The 19,477-nt window shown below is 59.6% G+C and carries 18 protein-coding genes; 11 read left to right on the top strand and 7 right to left on the bottom strand.

What is annotated here, in order from left to right:
* The first annotated feature begins 44 nt into the window (after positions 1 to 44).
* From KQI84_04175 to KQI84_04160, 4 genes are read left to right on the top strand one after another with little or no spacing between them, the layout of a single operon-like run.
* Positions 45 to 371, top strand: a complete 327-nt coding sequence (locus tag KQI84_04175) for a metalloregulator ArsR/SmtB family transcription factor (protein ID MCB2154057.1) — start codon at positions 45 to 47, stop codon at positions 369 to 371.
* Positions 364 to 876 carry an SRPBCC domain-containing protein gene (locus KQI84_04170; GenBank protein ID MCB2154056.1) on the top strand — a complete coding sequence of 171 codons (513 nt, stop codon included), beginning with the start codon at positions 364 to 366 and terminating at the stop codon, positions 874 to 876. The genes KQI84_04175 and KQI84_04170 overlap by 8 nt, the downstream gene beginning before the upstream one ends.
* A gap of 20 nt (positions 877 to 896) precedes the next feature.
* Positions 897 to 1,460, top strand: a complete 564-nt coding sequence (locus KQI84_04165; protein MCB2154055.1) for a DUF4287 domain-containing protein — start codon at positions 897 to 899, stop codon at positions 1,458 to 1,460.
* 21 nt (positions 1,461 to 1,481) lie between these two features.
* Positions 1,482 to 1,901 carry a DUF1801 domain-containing protein gene (locus KQI84_04160; protein MCB2154054.1) on the top strand — a complete coding sequence of 140 codons (420 nt, stop codon included), beginning with the start codon at positions 1,482 to 1,484 and terminating at the stop codon, positions 1,899 to 1,901.
* A gap of 8 nt (positions 1,902 to 1,909) precedes the next feature.
* Here KQI84_04160 and mutL read toward each other — a convergent pair whose 3' ends face one another.
* From mutL to tmk, 3 genes are all read right to left on the bottom strand, one after another.
* A complete protein-coding gene (mutL, locus tag KQI84_04155) occupies positions 1,910 to 3,823 on the bottom strand; it encodes a DNA mismatch repair endonuclease MutL (GenBank protein MCB2154053.1) in 1,914 nt (637 codons plus the stop codon).
* 63 nt (positions 3,824 to 3,886) lie between these two features.
* Positions 3,887 to 5,311, bottom strand: a complete 1,425-nt coding sequence (locus KQI84_04150; GenBank protein MCB2154052.1) for a hypothetical protein — start codon at positions 5,309 to 5,311, stop codon at positions 3,887 to 3,889.
* Positions 5,312 to 5,398: 87 nt separating this feature from the next.
* The gene (tmk, locus tag KQI84_04145; protein MCB2154051.1) at positions 5,399 to 6,061 is read right to left on the bottom strand and encodes a dTMP kinase; all 663 of its coding nucleotides are present in this window, start codon (positions 6,059 to 6,061) and stop codon (positions 5,399 to 5,401) included.
* A gap of 252 nt (positions 6,062 to 6,313) precedes the next feature.
* On the opposite strand from tmk, the gene KQI84_04140 reads away from it, so the two are divergent.
* Positions 6,314 to 9,739, top strand: a complete 3,426-nt coding sequence (locus KQI84_04140; GenBank protein ID MCB2154050.1) for an FG-GAP repeat protein — start codon at positions 6,314 to 6,316, stop codon at positions 9,737 to 9,739.
* Between the two features lie 21 nt (positions 9,740 to 9,760).
* On the opposite strand, the gene KQI84_04135 is transcribed toward KQI84_04140, so the two are convergent.
* The 3 genes from KQI84_04135 to KQI84_04125 all read right to left on the bottom strand — a co-directional run bounded on the left by KQI84_04135 (position 9,761) and on the right by KQI84_04125 (position 11,706).
* Positions 9,761 to 9,952 (bottom strand): hypothetical protein, encoded by a 192-nt coding sequence (locus tag KQI84_04135; protein ID MCB2154049.1) that lies wholly within the window; start codon positions 9,950 to 9,952, stop codon positions 9,761 to 9,763.
* Positions 9,953 to 9,956: 4 nt separating this feature from the next.
* Positions 9,957 to 10,853, bottom strand: a complete 897-nt coding sequence (locus KQI84_04130; protein MCB2154048.1) for a hypothetical protein — start codon at positions 10,851 to 10,853, stop codon at positions 9,957 to 9,959.
* A gap of 232 nt (positions 10,854 to 11,085) precedes the next feature.
* On the bottom strand, positions 11,086 to 11,706 hold the full coding sequence (locus tag KQI84_04125) for a hypothetical protein (protein MCB2154047.1): 621 nt from the start codon (positions 11,704 to 11,706) through the stop codon (positions 11,086 to 11,088).
* A 272-nt stretch (positions 11,707 to 11,978) separates the two neighbouring features.
* Here KQI84_04125 and nadA point away from each other — a divergent pair, with 272 nt between their 5' ends.
* From nadA to KQI84_04110, 3 genes are all read left to right on the top strand, one after another.
* Positions 11,979 to 13,073: a quinolinate synthase NadA gene (nadA, locus tag KQI84_04120; GenBank protein ID MCB2154046.1), complete on the top strand. Its 1,095-nt coding sequence runs from the start codon at positions 11,979 to 11,981 to the stop codon at positions 13,071 to 13,073.
* 11 nt (positions 13,074 to 13,084) lie between these two features.
* Positions 13,085 to 13,495 carry a 6-carboxytetrahydropterin synthase gene (locus KQI84_04115; protein MCB2154045.1) on the top strand — a complete coding sequence of 137 codons (411 nt, stop codon included), beginning with the start codon at positions 13,085 to 13,087 and terminating at the stop codon, positions 13,493 to 13,495.
* 272 nt (positions 13,496 to 13,767) lie between these two features.
* Positions 13,768 to 15,273: a hypothetical protein gene (locus KQI84_04110; GenBank protein MCB2154044.1), complete on the top strand. Its 1,506-nt coding sequence runs from the start codon at positions 13,768 to 13,770 to the stop codon at positions 15,271 to 15,273.
* A 26-nt stretch (positions 15,274 to 15,299) separates the two neighbouring features.
* Here the strand turns inward: KQI84_04110 and KQI84_04105 are convergent, their stop codons facing one another.
* Entirely contained in the window at positions 15,300 to 15,641 is a 342-nt protein-coding gene (locus KQI84_04105; GenBank protein MCB2154043.1) for a hypothetical protein, read from the bottom strand.
* Between the two features lie 263 nt (positions 15,642 to 15,904).
* Here KQI84_04105 and KQI84_04100 point away from each other — a divergent pair, with 263 nt between their 5' ends.
* The 3 genes from KQI84_04100 to KQI84_04090 all read left to right on the top strand — a co-directional run bounded on the left by KQI84_04100 (position 15,905) and on the right by KQI84_04090 (position 19,353).
* Positions 15,905 to 17,383: a hypothetical protein gene (locus KQI84_04100; protein ID MCB2154042.1), complete on the top strand. Its 1,479-nt coding sequence runs from the start codon at positions 15,905 to 15,907 to the stop codon at positions 17,381 to 17,383.
* A 187-nt stretch (positions 17,384 to 17,570) separates the two neighbouring features.
* Complete coding sequence (locus KQI84_04095) at positions 17,571 to 18,527, top strand: GDP-mannose 4,6-dehydratase (GenBank protein ID MCB2154041.1); 957 nt, start codon at positions 17,571 to 17,573, stop codon at positions 18,525 to 18,527.
* Between the two features lie 7 nt (positions 18,528 to 18,534).
* Positions 18,535 to 19,353: a histidinol-phosphatase gene (locus KQI84_04090; protein MCB2154040.1), complete on the top strand. Its 819-nt coding sequence runs from the start codon at positions 18,535 to 18,537 to the stop codon at positions 19,351 to 19,353.
* Positions 19,354 to 19,477: the final 124 nt, after the last annotated feature.

Raw genomic sequence — 19,477 nt, 5'->3', positions numbered from 1 at the left:
GGGCTGATGGGTAACTAAATGGTTACATGATAGCAGATGAGGAGATGGATGCAACGTTCCGGGCGCTCGCCAATTCCGATCGGCGGCGGATTCTGGACATCCTGAAGGACTCGCCCGGTTGCAGCGTCAACCACGTGGCGGAGTTCTTCGAAGTCAGCCGCATCCAGATCCTCAAGCACCTCCGTTTTCTCGAGGACGCCAATCTGGTTGTTTCGCGCAAGGTGGGGAGGGTTCGGCACTTGTACTTCAATCCGGTGCCCATCCAGATGATCTACGATCGCTGGTCCACGGAATTCAGTTCCTTCTGGGCCTCTGAGATGACCGCGATGAAGTACCGAATCGAATCCCAAAGGAGCGACAACGATGGCTGACAGCGACAAGGCTGTGTTCCGGGTTCAAATCAACGGACCCATCGAGGAGGTTTGGAAGGAGATCACCAGGCAGGACAAGCCGCAGGCCTGCATGTTCAACTCGCAATTGCACACCAGGGAACTGAAGCCCGGCGAGAAGATGCAGATGCGCACGAAGAGTGGGAAGTTCGTCGGCGTCGTGGGCGAGATCCTCGAATTCGATCCTCCGCGCCGCTACGCGCACACTTTCAAGTTCACAAACTGCGACGATCCGCCCTGCAAGGTGATCTACGATCTCGAGCAGAAGGATGGTGGCACGCAATTCACAATGACGCTTGAGGACCTTCCAGCCGGAACGAAAACAGCCAAGCAGATGCTTCAGGGCGGAAAGTTAATCGTGAACACCCTGAAGCGCGTTGTGGAGACTGGAAAGCCGGCGCTCGGCGTTCGCCTTCTGTTTGTCCTGTTCCGAATAATGGAGCCCATCTCGCCCAAGAGCCAGCGCGTCGAAAACTGGCCGCTCTGACCTTCGAAAGGAAGACCACCATGGCGAAATCCCCGGAAGAAATGGCTGCGTCGATGATTGCAGCGTTGAAGGAGAAAACCGGCAAGACTCTGCCTGAATGGAAGAAGATCGTCGCGAAGTGGGAGGAGAAGAAACACGGGCAGATCGTCAAACGGCTTAAATCCGAGCACGGCGTAACCCACGGATACGCGAATCTGATTGCCCACGAGACTCTCGGAAGCGCCGCCAGTGCGCAGCCGAGCGACGACCTGATTGCCGGCCAGTATAGCGGCAAGAAGGCCGATCTGCGCCCAATCTACGAGAAGCTCATCAAGGAAATCCGGAAGTTTGGCAAGGACGTGGAAATCGCCCCGAAGAAGTCCTACGTCAGTTTGCGCCGTTCAAAGCAGTTCGGGCTGATTCAGCCCTCCACGGCCACGAGAATCGACGTCGGGATCAATCTGCCAGGCAAGGCTCCGACCGACCGACTTGAAGCCTCCGGCAGTTTCAATGCGATGGTGAGCCACCGCGTTCGGATCGCGACCGAGAAAGACATCGATAAGGAACTGCTTGGGTGGATCAAAGAAGCCTATGAAGGAGCCTGAGCCTTCAATTGGAGAGACGCCATGGCTGAGTTGAAGACCAAAGAGAATGACGGCAGTGTTGAGGAGTTCCTGAACTCCGTCGAGAACCCCAAGCGCCGCGAGGATGCCTTTGCGATCCTGGCGATGATGAAAGAAATCACCGGCGAAGAACCCCGCATGTGGGGCGGCAGTATCGTTGGGTTCGGGCACTATCACTACAAGTACGCCAGCGGCCGCGAAGGCGACTGGTTTTTGACCGGTTTCTCACCACGCAAGCAAGCCTTCAGCATCTACATCATGGCGGGGTTCTCTCGTTACGAGGACCTGATGGAGAAGTTGGGGAAGTACAAGAACGGCAAGGGCTGCCTGTATGTGAAGAAGTTGGAAGACGTGGATGCAAAGGTGCTGCGGGAGCTCATCGCAGAGTCGGTGAAGTATCTGAAGAAAACTTACCAGGGCTGAAGCCGCGATCACACGATCCGCTTGAACTGCTTATCCAACTCATCCTTCGCCAGCCGAATCACGGTCGGGCGGCCGTGGGGACAGGTGAACGAGAGCTGGTGCTGGCGCATCAGGCGAAGGAGCTCTTCCATTTCCATGGCGGTCAACCTTTGCCCGGCGCGAATAGCCGAGTGACATGCCGCGCGGATCAGAATCTTCTCTCGCAGGTCGGCGACGCGGTTGATTCGCGGTGCGCTTTCGAATTCATCCAACAAGTCCAGGATCAATGACTTCGGATCGACCTTCTGCAGATCGCTTGGGACACCGGTGATGCTCCAGGTCGAGCCGCCGAACTCCTCGACCTCAAATCCCAGGTTCTGCAGCGCGGGCGCCAGCGTCTCCATCGCCGCCCGGCGATCGGCAGGCACGTCGAACGTCTCCGGCACAAGCAACGTCTGCGATGAAATCTCCGCCGATCGCTGCTGGAGTTCGATGAAACGAATGCGCTCGTGTGCCGCGTGCTGGTCGACGAGCAAGAGGTCCGGTCCGAATCGCACAACGATGTACGTGTTCGCGATCTGTCCGAGAGGTTCGGGTTCGTAGCCCTGGCGCCAGAAGTTTGGCTCGGGCCGTTCGCCCGGGCCGGCAGCAATCGGCGATTGCGCGGAGTGCTTTGGCGGGGGCGCAGTGGGCTCCGCATCGGCTTCCGGCTCTTCGGCAGAGACGCGTTCGGCGGGTCCCAGCGCGGGGGCGAACTCCGGAGCACGCGGCTGAAAGTCCTCCTGCTGCGCGGCGAGGCCGATCCAATCGCTTTGCACTTCGCGAGCGCGTTTGCGCTCGAACGCCCGTGCGACCAAAGCTTCCGGCGACGTGAAGAAGGCTGGATCTTGAGCCGGACGCGACTCCTGCTCGGCAGGTTGCGGTCCCTGCTCGTCGCCCAACTGCATGTTTGGGACGTGGCCATGTTCTTCGAGCGCCAGACGCGCTGCATGATAGCACGCGCCCGCGATCGAGCGTTCGTTGCGGAATCGCACTTCTTCTTTCGTCGGGTGGACGTTGATGTCCACCTCCTCTGGAGGAACGTCGATGAAGACGCAGAAGATCGGAAAGCGCCCGATCATGATAAAGCCGCGACAGGCCTGCTCGATGGCCGCGGCGATTTGCTTGCTGGAAAATGGCCGATCGTTGACGAACAGATACTGAGAACGACGGTCGGAGCGACTGCTCAGCGGGCGCGCCAGGTACCCGCGAACCCGAGCCGGCGGCCGGTCGAATGCCAGCTCCAGCAGCCCGTGTTCGACTTGCGAACCCATCAAGGCCTTGAACCGATCGGCGAGACTCTGGCCCACGGGCAGATCGAGATGGACCTTGTCGTCTTTGACAACGCGGACTCCAACCTCGTGCGCAGCCAATGCCTGTCGGACAAGCGTTCGCAGCGCGGCGTTGAATTCGCCGACCGGGGTCTTCAGGAAATTCCGTCGCGCCGGTGTGTTGAAGAACAAGTCCCGCACGATGATCCGCGTCCCGGCCGGGCAGCCGGCACCTTCGATGCGCTCGATGGCGCCGCCTTCGACAACGACTCGCGTTCCGGACAAATCCTCGTGTCGGCGCGTTTGCAGTTCCAGGCGCGATACGGCCGCGATCGACGCCAATGCCTCGCCACGGAACCCGCGCGTCTGAATCGCGAACAGATCCTCCGTCGTGCGGATCTTCGACGTGGCGTGGCGCTGCAGAGACAACTCTGCGTCGTCGCGGTCCATCCCACAGCCATCGTCCGCGATCGTCATGTCGCGCAAATCGTTGGCCAACTCGATATCGATGTGCGTGGCGCCCGCATCGATCGAGTTCTCCACCATCTCCTTCAAGACGCTGGCCATATTGACCACCACCTCGCCGGCGGCGATCTGGTTGATCAGTGTCTGTGGCAGTACGCGGATGGTCATGGAGTGCCGGTTCCTTCCGAATCGGAGCCTATTGCCAAGCACAAGGCCGCGACCTTAGCCACCCTAAAGATGGCTGCCCGGCGGGATCGGCCTGAGCCTCAGGACATTCGAGTCGAACGCATAGGCCGCGGAGGTCTCCGGGACAATGTGATCGAGCACGACCGTGACGTCCTTCTCCGGGATGAAGAGTTCGAAGAGGAGTTGCGAGTAAACCCACCGACTCTCTCCCTGTCCCGGGTGCGGATGGGCGTAGATGGAGATCATCGTGCCGTCGATCCAGTCCTTCGAATACCCCTTCGCGTCGTGGATAAAGGCCTCCACAGCACGCTCCGTTTGCCTCGTCGCATCGACAGTGGGGGACGCATAGAACCCCATCGCGTAAACGACTCCGAGCACGCAGACTCCGCCGAAGGCCCATCGCCCGAGTAATGGGCTCCGCCGCCGGGCGCGATGGACCACATCGGCCAGCAGCAGGCAAAAGAATGGGAGAGCAGAATAGAGATACCGGCTTTGCGGGGGATCGGCGAGCAGGCTCGGGGGAAGCAGCGGCAGCACCAACGAAACGGCGAGAATTGTCTGTTGCCTTGGAATTGCGCCCTGCCAGGACTTCCATGCGAACACGAGGACCCCAATCGCGATCAGTCCACGAATTCCCCAAAGAGTGTTGTGCGACAGGGAGATGGCTCCGAATGGGGCTTCGACCACGTGGATGTATGGCACCCCGACGGAGAACAGGTAATCGGCAACCTGGCGCCCGAATGAAACTGGGTTCAGCAGGACTCGCTGTTCGCCCGAGTAAGAATTCTCCGCCAGGAACTGCCCCAGCAAGAGCGCGATGAAGTAAGCGCCAGAGACGGCTAGCGTCACAGCGCCGGCCATCCGTTGCCGAGGCGACAATGCTTTCCAACGCCACGTTCCCGTCCATAGTAGGAAGTAGACGGGAAGGAGAACGACCAGTTCTTTGCTGAGGGCGCAGATGGTCAATCCACCAACCCATTGGGCGATTGCCAGACGCGTGGGGCTCTCTCGTAATGCATGACAGCCCAGAACAAAGAGCAACAGCCCCGCTGCGAACGTCGAATCGCACGCGGCATTCAGTTGTGAGAGCGGATGAAAGGCGCCGACATGCACGACCATCAGGACGCCTGCGAGAACCGCTGGAGCCATCGCCAGTCGCAGCACACGAGTGCCCACGACGACGGTCAGTGTCGCCACGATGGCATGAATGACCACTGCCAGAACATCGAAGGGAAGGGCATTGAATCCTGCGATTCGCTGCAGAACGAAAAACATCACGCAATTCAGCGGGCGCCAGAATCCGTTCCCCCAGACCTTCCAGCAATCCCAGAATCCCGCACCGGACAGCGGCGACGTGCGGTAGAGCATCGGAAGATCGTCGGTGATCAGAAACCCGCCGAGGTGCGGGGCATTAAGCAGAAGGGCGATCGCCAGGAACACCGGGAACAGCAAAACAACCTGTCGCCGCATCGCACACTCCTTGGGGATGCCGTTGCTTCGTTCGGTACGCGTTGTCTACTGTCAATCGGTGGTGTGGGCAAGCACGTCTTGCGCGGGTCAGCCTTCGCGCTTTGGTGCTCCGAAGAAATCGTATGGGGGAAGCGGCACAATCTCGCGCATCTCTTCGTGGACCTCTGAGATGCCTCGGGCCGCGTTGATCCGGCAGATTCCCGGCATGTCGAGCAACGCGAACCGCCGCTGGACTTCGAGTTGGTACTCTTCGCGCTCGAACAGATTGGGTCCGGCGTCGTCGCGCTCGATCACGCGGCCGAGCGCATCGCGCACCGGCGCATCTAGCAGGAAGATCAGGTCCGGTCGCGGAGCAATCGCCTCATTGGCGGCCTGGATTTCCGCCGCGTCGAGCCCGAGCGCGCCCTGGTACGCGATCGACGAGATGTAGTAGCGATCCATGATCACCACCTCGCCCCGGGCCAGCGCCGGCGCGATGTTCGTCTCCACGTCGTAGATGCGATCCTTGCGAAAGTACTCGAATTCCTGCTGCGGTTCGAGGCGTCCGCTGCGGGCCAGGCGCCGCAGTTCCTCGCCGATCGGGCCGTGGGTGGGCTCATGGAACATCGAGCAGCCGACGCCCTGCTCGTGCAGCCAATCGCGCAACATCAGACACTGGGTCGTCTTGCCGGCACCGTCGATTCCTTCGACGGCCACCAGCAGGCCATTGTCCGTGCGCTTGTAGCGAGAAGAGGGCTTCCGTTCGTCCACCGGGCGTCTGTCCTGAGGGGAAGTGGCTGCTGCAACGGCCCGACCCTGCGGATGCGATGCCGGGGAGTCAAGCCTTGGGAGGGGCGGGATTCCGACTTGCTCCCGAAGTCGCCTGCGACCAGTGTCGATAGCGCATCCATATCCATCCATAGTCCGGTATGCCACGGGGCTCGCCCGTTTCCTGTTGCGACAGGGCCGGTTCCATCTCATAGCCTGCGGACATTCGTAGAAACCTGATTCGGGGGAAGTCGCATGCGTGTCTCACGTCTGCTGCTGATCGTTATTCTTGCGGCCGCCGGGGTCGCTTCCGCGCAGTTGCCGGATTCGGCGCGATACCGCGGCGAAAACCGCAATCGCTACTTCCTTGCGAAGTACGGCGGGCCCTATTGGGCCGAGATAACGGGCGGAAACACCGACTTCAACGGCGACGGCCGACCCGATCTGTGTCTCGGCATCCAGGAAATCGGAGAACCCGATCGCGTGGAGATTCTCCTCACCGATCCGTACTTCTTCGGCATGGACACGATGAGTTCCGACGCCACACTCGCCCAGCACCACATCATCCGATTCAGCGTTCCCGGAAGTAGCTCGGACTTTGGCGTCGCCCTCGCAGGCGGTGATTTCAACGGCGACGGAGTTGGCGACCTGGCCATCGGTGCGCCGATGGCGGACACACTGGCCGGCACGGGGAATGGCGCGATCTACATTCTGTACGGTGCGGAGAGCTTCGCGCCGGGATCGTATACGCTCGGGACCGCCGCGGAAGCCCCAAGGACAAGTGAAACTCTTATCCTCGGCGATGACGATGCGGATCATCTGGGCAGCGCAATGACCGCCGGCGATCTGAACGGCGATGGCATCGACGACTTGTTCATCGCAGCGCCGGACGGCGATCCGGGAGGACGGGGACGCGCCGGCGAAGGTTATGTGATCTGGGGCTCTCCCATCTTGCCGAATCAGATCATCGATCTGGATACGACGACGAGTGGATTGGATGCCGTGAGTCCCGCCGGCGAGTTGCGCATCTTTGGCGATGATACCATGGATCAGTTCGGTGGCTCGTCGGCGATCGGCGATGTCGACGGGGACGGATGGAACGATCTGTTCGCAACCTCGCAGGGAACCGCCGACGCGTACATCCTCTATGGCCCGCTTACATCCGGGACGTTGACGCTCGATACCGACGGCGCCATCGGTCCGGCGGGGGAGACGCGAATCCTCGGCGATGATGAAGGATTCGGGGCCGACGGAGCGCTCGCGGACTTCGATGGCGCAGAAGGCTTGGACCTCTTTACGTCCTCACGCAACTCCACGAACGTGACCATCACGATTCTGCCGGGAACGTCAGCACTCCGCGGTGAAATCGTAGACTTGGACACCGACGCCGCCACCAGCGCATGGAACGAGATCCGGTTGCTGCTACCGACGACGGATTCCGACGCCTATCGCGCGGCACCCGTGCATCTTCTCGGAACCGCTACGCCGCAGATCATCTACGGCGATTTCGCCTGGGCGGAAGGCGCATCCACCATGGTCGGGCATGTGGTTGCGTACGATTATCCGTTCACGTCGTGGGGAGTGATCCACACGCTGACCAGTGCGGATGATTTCTTCACGCTCTCCGGCCGCAGCGAGGACGACAACCTGGGCTTGCCGCCCGGGATGTTTGCAGATTTCGACGGCGATCATTTCGAAGACGCCTTCGCATACGCACCCAGTTCCAATATCTTCCGCACAGATTTCATGGTGATCGAGGGCGACGGCGCGACGGACGCCGGTGGCGCGCAACGCTACTCGCCGGTCGGCACCGGCCTGGTTCCCCCCGTACGTCTCGGGCACTCGGGAGTCGCGATCGACTATTCCGATGGCGATGGCGCGGACAACGGGGCTGGTGGAGCCTCGCAGACTACGCTCGTGCATTACTACACCGACGAACATCTGGGAATGCTCGGCGATGAATCTGAGACAGCAAACGTCGCGTGGCAACTGACCACCGACCGCGTGGGCTGGACGAGTGCCTCGCTGACCCTTTCCTACAATCCGGATGAAATCGCCGGCCTGGTCGAGGGCACGCTCGCTCTCTGCCAGACTGACGATCCGACAACAAATTCGTGGGTTCAGGTCGCCGATGCGACGTTTTACTTGAAGCGCAATCGCGTGACGGCGCCCGTGACGGAACTTGGCTGGTTCGCGATCAAGGGACAGCCGACCGGCATCATCATCGATGGAACGCTGGACGATGCATACGGTCCTCCGATCGCCGTTCAAGGCGTCAGTACAGGATTCGGCGATCAATCGGCCGGCATTCTGATGGAGAGCGGCAGCGAGCTGAACGCGCTCTACATGGCCAACGATGACGAGTTCCTCTACGTCTTCATGGCCGGGAACCTGGAATCGAACGGCAACGTGATGGGGTTCTTCCTGGACGATGCCTCCCAACCCGACACCGGCGAAAACGAGATTCCGTGGATCAGTTGGGTCTACGACAATTGGTTCGCGTACGGCTACATGAACGGCTGCGTACTGCCGACGGGTATGAACGCGGACTATTACTTCGGATTCAAGTTCTTCGACACGTACAATAACGGCACGGCCGACTGGACATTCCACGAAGTCGATTTCCGTCAGCAGGAAGAACGCTCGACCGACGACTTCGACAGCGGCGCCACAACCAATCCAATGATCGATGCGCGTCAGGGAATCCGCATCGGCATGAACAACGCAAACGTCGATGGTGTGGGGGATGGATGGCAGAGCAACTTCGAATTTGTCGGCACCGATCCGGCTCTGGTGACAACCGGTATCGAGGTCGCAATTCCGCTCGATCGTTTGCCCGATCTGCAAGTGGGCGACGATATTCGCGCCCTGGCGTACGTCGGCAACTACGTGAGCGATTATCTCTCGAACCAGTTCCTGCCGACAATGGATCCTCCCGATACGAATATCGGCAACACGCCCCTGGATCTGAACGACTACGGAATCGGTTACGCCAGTTATCGATTTGCCGGAGCCGCCGGCGAGGAGAAGCCGCTCAACGTCGTCGTCACTTCGGACTCTCCAAGTCCGACGGAGGATTCACCGATTCCCGCAACCGCGACATTCCGGCGTGCAGTCACGGGCTTTGAAGCAAGCGATATGGTCGTCACCAACGCCACAGTTGAGAACTTCCAATCCACCGATGGTCGCATCTACACGTTCGATCTTGTTCCGGATTCGGTGCTGGAGCGAATCGAAGTCTCGATCCCGGCCGGCGTGGCCGAGGATGGGAACGCCGTTCCGAATGTTGCCTCCAGCGGACCGTTCATTCGCGACTACGATGCAAATGCGCCGTACATGACGTCTCCGCTCGCCCCGGCCTCGACCCAGCAGGTCCCGGCGACGGTTCTTCCGGTGCGCTTCTCGGTGACTTTCAGTGAGCCCGTGCTGGGCATGGACAAAAACGCCATGGACATGACCTTCCCCGGGGACGCCGGCGCCTCCAACTTCTACATGTCCGGCTCGGGGGCCGGGCCCTACACGATCGTCGTGACCACCGTGACGGAATACGGCGATATCACGGCCGCTTTCGTTCCCGGAGCCATCACGGACACTACCGGAAATGCATTCGATTCCACCGGGGTCAGTGCCACGATTCGTTACATGGACGCTGCCGACGTGGTTGGTTGGATGGCGAAGTAATCCTTCGCCAAACAGGGGCCGCTAGCGATTTTGGAAGATCAGCACCACTTTGACGTTGTTCTGGTCAACAACCATTGGGAAGGCGGCTTTTAGTTCGCGGCCCAGATTGGCTTGTAGTCCGCAGATGGCTTCGATTTTTGTCTTCATCTGTGCACCATCGTCGGCCGTGAAGTGTAATGGTTCCACGTGGGTGGATGCATCATATTTTGCCATGTCTCTATTCCTCTTCAGCCTGTGTTTCGGGTGGTGCTGGGGGCAGTTTTCCAATCTTTGATCTGATGGCTTTCATTAGCTCCTCTGTCAGTTCATTGGGCTCCGCATCGAAGACCTCCTGGATGGAACTGACTTCCCCCTTCTTGTTGAACTCGTCAGTGGCGATTTTCTCTATATCTTCCTGACGCTTCTTGTCAGATTTCCAGTAAAGATCACTCAGCCAGAGTTTGAAGTCTATCTGATCTCGATTGAGTGCCGGGAGATTATTCGCGACATCGTTAGGGATCAACAAGGCGGGCTTCATGATCTCCTCTCGCGTCTTGCCGTTCATTGCCATGGCCTCAGCCACGGTGCCCGTTGCGAAGATTTCCTGCACGTCCATCGAGGTCGCAGTGCCATTCGCGCCCGCATCCAGCGAGAATCCGGCGAATAGGGATGGCACGTGTGGAACGACATATGCCGTCCCTTTGACATCTACGTCGGTTGTTTGGACCGGTGAGACAACAACGACAGCGACTTCCTGCCGCTTCAGACCTAGCGCGACAGACTTGGGGGCGCCCTGCGGTGTGTATGAAATATCCAGGCCGAAATTCGTGTTAGTCCCGAAGAAGAAGGGGTTCTTGGCCTTGTGATCGAGTTTCGACCCTGTAATTAGTCCCTTGATAAGGCCATCGACAACTACGAGTTCCAGTAGGCCGTGGTTTCGATCATATCGTAGTTCATCATTAGTCGCTTTGATCCGGACTGCCTCGGCCTCTCGAAAGCCCATTGGAGGTTGATCTCCTATTTTCCCCGTGCTGGCTGCAAGATTGTAAGCGGCCTTCCCTGTTGCGAAATTCTGGCTGACTCCGAAGCCGAAGATCTTGCCAACGGTCGCTACGGACTTCTGTATCCAGGTCATATTCGTTGTATCCGCCCGCTTCAGAGTCGCCAGTGCGGGGGGAACCTCCCCGCCTGGATATTGCGGGGCGATGACGCCTACCTGGCGGGAGAACGCGATGGAAGTTCGCGGAGGAATCGTGTCCAGATCGATTCCGTGAGATGTATTGGTCACAAAGGCCATACGAGATTGGCCAATTCCACAACCCGTCCCCACCGCCAGCGCCAACAAGAACAGCACATACGAGGTCAGTCTAATCCTTGCGTTCATTGAGCGTTACCCCTTTCAGAGTTTCGACCGACGTCCTGGTCGTTATGATTTGGATCCATGGTTCTTCGTCGTAAAGCGCGTACCCCCACGATCTGTCCTCCGCGATGCCTGAACCGACCATCCGGCACTGGTAGCCGACGCCGAGGGAGAGCGTGTCGCGTTGTCGGACGATCTTTGCTCCGACCGAGCCCAGCCAGTCCCGCGTTGCCACCCGCTCTGCCCCTGGGGGCTTTCGTTGGCCCAAGTGAAAGAGGAATGGCCCTCTTTTCAGAGATGTGTTGGAGATTCTCTCTCCTTCGATTGGTTCGCGAAGGACGTAAATGGAGGTGGTCCTCAGTTTGGAAGGCCCGACCACGATTCCGGAGAGAGAGTTCGAGTACCCCAGGTAGAGAAGCGGCGTTGCGATCTGTGTGTCGACTGCGACGGCTCGATTCTCAGTCGCCTCAGCGAGCGCTCCTTCATCATCCGGCCAGCCCGCCGAAGTGACACGCAGACTTCCAATCCCCATGACAAACGGATTCGAATCGCCGGCCACGAAGACGCATCCGGTCGAGAACGACGACGCACAAAGAAAGACGAGCACGGCAAATATACGCACAATCACACCCCGCATCCCAGCGGAAGAGCACGCCTGCGTTCATTGCCTGGACACCCCAGACATTGATTTGCGATGTTGCAAAACGCAATCATTTTCGCCCGGCTGGCGCAATCAGAAAATCAAGCGAGCATAAGAGGTTATCTGGCCTGACTTCCAATTGGGCATTCCCTTTGCACCCGGCACCGCGAGGAAACGCATTGCCCGGCCCGTGCCGGGCTGCCTAGCATCCTCGCAATCGCAGGCGCCCGTGCGGCGCCGTCGGAAGGAAAGGCCCCATCATGGCAGATGTCCCGATCGCAACAGCCCCGCTGCTGGGGAATGAACCGATCGACCCCGAGTTGCAGGCGCGCATCGCTCGTCGCAAGGAAGAGCTAGGCGACCGCGTTGTGATCCTCGGTCACCACTACCAGCGCGACGACGTGATCGACTTCTCCGATCGCCGCGGCGACAGCCTCGATCTGTCCCTGTTCGCCGCCGAGTTGAAGGGCATCGAATACGTCATTTTCTGTGGCGTGCATTTCATGGCGGAAACGGCCGACATCCTGACGCCGGACAGCGTTCAGGTGCTTCTGCCGGACATGCGGGCCGGATGCAGCATGGCCGACATGGCGGACATCGACCAGGTCGAAGAAGCGTGGGACGTGCTGACCGACGCGACCGATGCGACGTTCATCCCGATCACTTACATTAATTCGACGGCGGCGTTGAAGGGATTCTGCGGGCGCCACGGCGGCGGCGTGTGCACCAGTTCGAACGCGCGCATGATCGTGGAGTGGGCGTTCGCGCAGGGCGAGAAGCTTCTCTTCTTTCCCGACCAGCACCTCGGCCGGAACACCTGCTACGACCTCGGGATCGGGCTCGAGGACATGATCGTCTACGATCCCGCGCAGCCCGACGGCGGCAACGATCCGGAGGCCTACGCAAAGGCAAAGGTCGTCCTCTGGAAGGGCCATTGCTCCGTACACCAGAATTTCCAACCCTCGCACCCGGACATCTGGCGCCAGCGCGTGCCCGGCATCCAGGTCATCGTGCACCCGGAATGCATGTTCGAGGTCGTTCAGAAGGCCGACCAGGCCGGCTCGACCAAGCACATCATTCAAGCCGTGGAAGCCTCGCCGGCCAGCAGCAAGTGGGCCATCGGCACCGAGCATCATCTCGTCAATCGCCTGAAAAACGAGCACCCGGATAAGTTCATCGCGTCGCTGGCGCCGTTTGCCTGCCAGTGCTCGACCATGTTCCGGATCAGCCCCGAAGCACTGGCGGAATCGCTCGATTCGATCGCCGAGTCGAAACCTAAGAACGTTATTCGCGTCGACGACGAAACGCGGAAATGGGCGCTTGTTGCGCTCGAACGCATGATGAAGATGCGCTGAGGAGAGAACCTGTGAAGATCGTTCGTGAACTGGGAGAATTGGCCGCGGCGCATCGCCTGCTGAATCATGTCGGAGGCTGCGAAAACCTGCACGGCCACAATTGGGGGATCACTGTCTGGGTCGAAGCGCCGGTCGATTCGCACTCCGGCATCGCCGTCGACTTCCTGGACTTCGATCGCCTGCGGTCGGAGCTGTTCCGAGACTTCGATCACGGCATCTGGTTGAACTCCGAAGATCCGCTGATTGGTGTTCTCGAAGCCGGCGCCATCAACATGAAGCTGACCCGCGTCGACGGCGAACCCACGGCCGAGAACATGGCGGCGCTCTTCCTCGCCCGACTCAAGAACGCCTTCCCAAACGGCCATCGCTTCGGCGTGCGCGTGTCCGAAACAATCGGATCAGTGGCGGAGTTGTCAGGGTAGCATCATCCTGCACCCAAGCGCGAGACTCTTGGGGCAACTTCCCAATTGCGCTTTCGAGCGCGGCGTGAACAACTGTCCTTGATTCTGGCGCGAGGGCCGGGGAGGGCACAACCATTTCTCATCAAGGCGATTTCGATCTCAAGGAAGCGTTCGCCGGTGTCGATACATCGACTCCTGAACGGCCAGATTCCCCCTGGGCACGACCCGTACTCACGGTTGCCTGGGTCATCGTCCTGGCACTGCTCGCGTTCGCCGCGCCGGATGTCTGGTCCATGCGCCTGTTCCCGTACGCGCTGCCGGGGGCGGTTGCTGCAGGATTCCTGGTGACCTTCTTTCAACCCCGGATCATTGAAGGCAAGGCTCTACTCATCCTCTCCAGCATCGTGGCGGTCCTTCTGCTCGGCCTTCTTGCTGCACTGGGATATGCCGCCTGGAGGCCCGTCTGGCTCATGCAACCGCTTTGGGTCTACGCAGTTGTATTAGCCCTGGGCGGATTGGCTGCGCTGTGGGGAACGCAAGGCGCGATGACCTGGAAGACTATCTCCGCGGCAATGTTTGTGCTGCTCCTCGCTGCGACGGGATTTCTAGTGCGTTCCATTTCTCACTGGAATCGGGGCGCAATGTTAGAAACCGGGGCGTTTCTGGTCAGTGGTTGCACAGCCCAGTGGTACGGTGGTGACGAGCTGCAACTGGCGCTTGTTCCCATGACGATCTCCGGGAGACCGACTCTTCTGCTCCACTTCCAAACAGACTGCAATCTCCTATACTATCCACTGGGCCTGGGGGCATGGAACCTCGGGCAGAGATACTCCCCGGACGAGCTGACGTTGATGTGCTGTTCTGATCCGGCAACGACGTCGACCGTATCGCTCTCGGTTTATGATCTCACAAATCACACGCTGATCACCAGCGATCAAGAGATGCGCAATGTCGCCTGGCTATCCAATCCTGAGCGGGGAATCTCCTCCTGGTCGCCGGATCGACGATACTTCGTTACTGCTCATCGTATTGAAGAGGAATCTATCGGATTCTCTTTTCGACTTGTTTTGAATGACTTTGAGGAAGGGACAGCAACCGAGCTTCCAACAGGGTATTTCAGCGCATTATGGCTCCAGGATGGAACGCTCGTCCTGACAAAAAGAAAAGAGCGCGACGTGGGCGAGCGCAGCGTCTCAACCACCGACTATTTCTTCTACGACTGCGAGTCCGGGGAGATTACCCCAGAACCAGACGATCCTATTCATTCGGAGGAACTCGTCCGACAGATCGGGGAATTCGAGCCCATCTTGTTTGGAGCAGGTGACAGAGAGTTTTTCTGGTACAACCGGACTGATGGCAAAATGCGTCCGATGCCGGATTTCTACTATACTCCCAACGCCCCAATCGAATCTCAACGCTCGGACAGCCTCCTTGTTTACCCGAGCCGAGGACAAGATGGGATCGATCTTGTCGCTGTGACACCTGATGCGGTCGTCGCTCGGCGCGCGTGGCCCTTTGAGACCCCGCCCGACGACATTTTCATCTCCCCGGATGGAAAGAAGGCACTGGTTCCATACGAGACGGAAGAGTCCGCCCGTGGACTGAATACCACCCTACTCTACATGTGGGATTTCGAGGCGAAGGCGCTGGAGCCGCTGTTCACTCGGTGGGGATCCTATTGGCTGAGCTTTGCGAACACGCAGCAACCAGGTGAAATCTGGAGCCCGGACAGCCGGTATTTCTTCTTCGAGTGCGATCGTTTCCGATACGCCGCTCTACACATCATGCCTGTCGAGTAGGGGCTGCTGTCTTTCCAGTCGACTGACTACAGCGGGTAGTTCGACGCGTTTGGCGAGTACGACGGGGCGAAGCGGTTCCACTTCACGACCGTCGGCGTGCCCGCGGATACCTTTTCACCTTTTGCGATGGAACTGTCGGCATCCATGATCAATTCGATCAGGTCGTGCGCGATCCAGGTGTCGAAGAGGTTCGATTCCCACGAGTCGCAATCCGGATCGCTCGGCGTGAATGTGCCGTAGCATCCCATGAATAGCGGCCCCATCACGTAGTGCGCCGGCAGGACTTCGCTGACGAAGGCGAGGACGCGGCACTTGTGCTCCAGAATCTCTGGGCTGGGGAGAAGTGTGATCGACGGGATTGGGTGCATGCGCTGTCCTTTCGCGGAGTGAGCCTGAATTCCCAATTGCGCTTTCGAGCGCACCGTGAACAACTGTCCTTGATTCTGGCGCGAGGGCCGGGGAGGGCACAACCATTTCTCATCAAGGCGATTTCGATCTCAAGGAAGCGTTCGCCGGAGCCGGCACCCCGACTCCTGAACGCCAAGATTCCCCCTGGGCCCGACCTGTACTCACGGTTGCCTGGGTCATCGTCCTTGCACTGCTTGCCTTCGCCGCCCCGGATGTCTGGTCCATGCGGATCTTCCCATACGCACTGCCGGGGGCGGCATTTCTCTCCCTCCTGATCGCAGCCGTGCAGGCATCTCAAATTCGGTCTCGGGTTGCTTTCGTTGTCACATTGCTGCTGGCAGTGGCGGCACTCATCGATCTGGCGGCGCAGCGAATCGGATTCCGGACTTTTCCTTGGCTGGTGCAACCCATTTGGGTCTTTGCGGTCTCCATTGCTGTGATCGGATTGGCGGTGCTTTGGTTCGGGCGACGCTGGCCCATGCTCCTGGGAATCACCGTTCTGCTGATCGCGATTGTTGCCAGCAGTTTCCTGGGCTCCTCCCAACGCTACGCGGGCGGTGCTTACTTAGAGGGTTCGCTGGTGTTTTCGAACTGCCAATGGGTGCCCGAAGTCAACTTCCCCCTCATCGCCGTAAGTACCGACTACGCCAGTGGAGCGGGGCGGATGTACTTCATCGCAATGGATGGAGAGGTTGAGTACGCGGACCTGTCGCCTGGAGAGTGGCGACTCGCAGAACTCTACTCGCAGAATCAAGTTACTCTTCTTCATTCGAATAAATCAATCACCGAGGGTGAGCGACTGGTCGATGTGCTTCTTTACAACCTCGAAGATCACTCAAGCCGGACCATTGCGAAGGATCTTCCGGGCAGTGCGTTCCCATTCGACTCAACATACGGCGATGGTACGTGGTCGCCGAATCGTCGCATTCTGCTGACGAGAAGCCTGGGAGGGGAGTCTTCGAACCGGCATTTCATCCTGACCGATTTGGACTTGGGCACATCGATAACACTGCCTGGCAAATACGTACACGCCGTCTGGATCACCGACAACATCCTCGCACTCAATGAGACTTACGAGGATTCCTATGCAATTGAGGATGAAGAGAACCCCTTTATCTTCTGCGATCTGTCGACCGGTGAGTTTCTCGATGGAGAGGATTATCCCCAGTATGTCGCCGCGGTGGATGCCAAGGAGGGACCGTTCATTCTCGTTCAGGGCGGCCCGGATCGGTGCAGTTTCTCCTGGCATCATCGGCGAACGGGAGAAACGCGGCCCCTGCCGCGGTACCACTACTCCAAAGACTCCTTCGTCTTCTTCGATGCCGCGGATGACTTCGCTATCTATCCCGCCGAGACCGAAAATGGGATAGAGTTGATCGCTGCCTCGCCAGAGAAGATCGTGGCGCTCTTACCGTTGAGCGACGACATCGTTGTCGTGATGAGCGAGCCATCGCCAGATCGCACGAAGTGCATTCTGGCCTCCAGGACCGCGCCAACGCCACGTGGGAGTTCCCGAGTGAGGCTGCAGCTGTGGGATCTGGAAAGTGGAGCGCTGCGCACCTTGGCAGCGTTCCCCGGGATGTGCCGCATCAATGGGCTCGGATTCCGAGGCGGCAAGTCCTGGAACCCGGACGGGGAGCATGTTGTTGCCTGCGTGCTTGATATTCGAAGACCACGCACTCTGATCTTCGAAGTCGACTGACTCACGCACCTCCATGAACATCAACATCATTGCGACTGGAACAGGCTCCCAGGTCTTTGTCCGGTGCAATCGGAATCGCGAGGTCGCAGGAGGGTGGTTTTCCCCTTTCCCCCGCGGCGTGGCGGCCGGTAGCCGTTGAGGCGTCGGCGGCGTGGTTTGTCGCCAGTCCGCGGCAGGAGGCCGTTACATCATGCGCGCCATTGTCACCGGTGTGGCCGGGTTTCTTGGGTCCAGTCTTGCAGAAGCGCTCCTCGATCGAGGCGATTCCGTTCTCGGCATCGATTGCTTCACGGACTATTACTCTCGGGCGATCAAGGAACGGAACCTTTTCGGCTTGCGCGACCGGGAGAACTTCGAATTCAACGCCGGCAATATGCTGGACCTGCGTTGGGACCACCTGTTGGAGGGCGTCGACGTGGTTTTCCACCAGGCTGCCCAGGCCGGTGTCCGCGCCAGTTGGGGCGAGGAGTTCGAGTGCTACACCCAGTGGAATGTGCTGGCCACGCAGCGTTTGCTCGAGGCCGTCAAGCAAACCCCCGGGCCGCCGCGCGTGATCTACGCGTCCTCCAGTTCAATTTATGGTGAACGCACCGACTTGCCCATGTGCGAGAGCGACCGACCGCAGCCGGTCTCGCCCTACGGCGTCACGAAACTGGCCGCCGAGCACCTCTGCGTGCTGTACGCGAAGTGTTTCGGAATCCACACGGCATCGTTGCGATACTTCACTGTCTACGGACCGCGCCAGCGCCCCGACATGGCGTTTCACAAGTTCTTCCGCGCGATTTTCACCGAGAAGGAAATCCCGCAGTACGGCGACGGCCAGCAGACGCGGGATTTCACCTATGTGAGCGATGCCGTCGCGGCCAACCTCGCCGCGGCGGAGAACTCGGAACCCGGCGGCGTCTACAACATCGGCGGTGGCAGCCGGGTGACGTTGGCGCACTGTCTTGAAGAAATGGGGCGCGTCACCGGAATCGAGCCGCGCATTCGGCAATTCCCTCGCCAGGATGGTGACGTCACCCACACCGGCGCGGATATCAGCCGGGCGCGGGAAGTGCTTCGTTGGCAGCCGAACGTTGGACTGGCCGAGGGCCTTGCCGCCGAGGCACAGTACGTTCGCGAACTTCTCGAGGAAGGACTCTGACCGCCGCATGCGCGTCGACTATCACGCTCACACACCGCTCTGCCACCACGCCTACGGGGACCCTCGCGATTACGCCGAGCGCGCTGCCGACCTCGGATTGGATGAGTTCGGCTTCTCCGAGCATTCCTACTGGATGACCATGCTGGGAGAGAGGCGCCTCGCTCCAAGTCGTGAGGAAATGCAGCGCTATCTCGCCATCATGGACGAGTTGCGCGAGGACTACGACGGGAAGCTTGGGCGACCGCTGCTGCGTGTGGGGCTGGAGGCGGACTGGGTTCCGAAGCGTTTCGACGAGGCGATGAAGTTTATCGAATCCTATCCTTTCGACTACGTTCTCGGCAGCGTCCACCATCTGCTCGATCCGAGCGCCGGGACCATGGTTTCTACCTGGGGCTTCTTGTCTCAAGATATCGAGTCCGTCTACGACGTGTACTTCACCGAAGTCGGCCGGCTGGCCCGCAGCGGCCTGTGCGACATCCTGGCTCACCTGGACGTAATTCGGCGATCCGGTTCCGTGCCGAAGCAGGGCGTTCTGCCGTTCGTCGACCGGATTCTGCCGGATATCCTCGAAGGCGACGTGGCGGTCGAGATCAACACCAGCGGCCGCGATCACCGAAACCGGGACTTCTTCCCCTGCCGCCCGGTGCTGGAATTGCTCGTCCAGGCCGGGGTTCCGATCACATTCGGATCGGATTCGCACACTCCGGAGCAAGTCGGGCGCTACTTCGACGAGGCTGTCGAGTACCTCCGAAGCTGTGGCGGTACGGAGTTCGCTCGCTTCGACAAGCGGCAACGAATCATGACTCCGTTGGAAGACCTGGGCTGACGGGATCGCTTTACACACGCAGGCCGGCCGCAGGGGAAAACCATTGACCACTTTGGGGATGGGCGGGGATTCTGGCGGACCATGAAACAGAACCGGCGGGGGGACCTGAGAGCCACTCCTAAAA

It is taken from the genome of bacterium (assembly GCA_020444065.1).
Taxonomy (GTDB): Bacteria; Sumerlaeota; Sumerlaeia; order SLMS01; family JAHLLQ01; genus JAHLLQ01.
The sequence above is the reverse complement of the archived record's forward strand: the minus strand, read 5'-3'. Positions and strand labels throughout refer to the sequence as shown.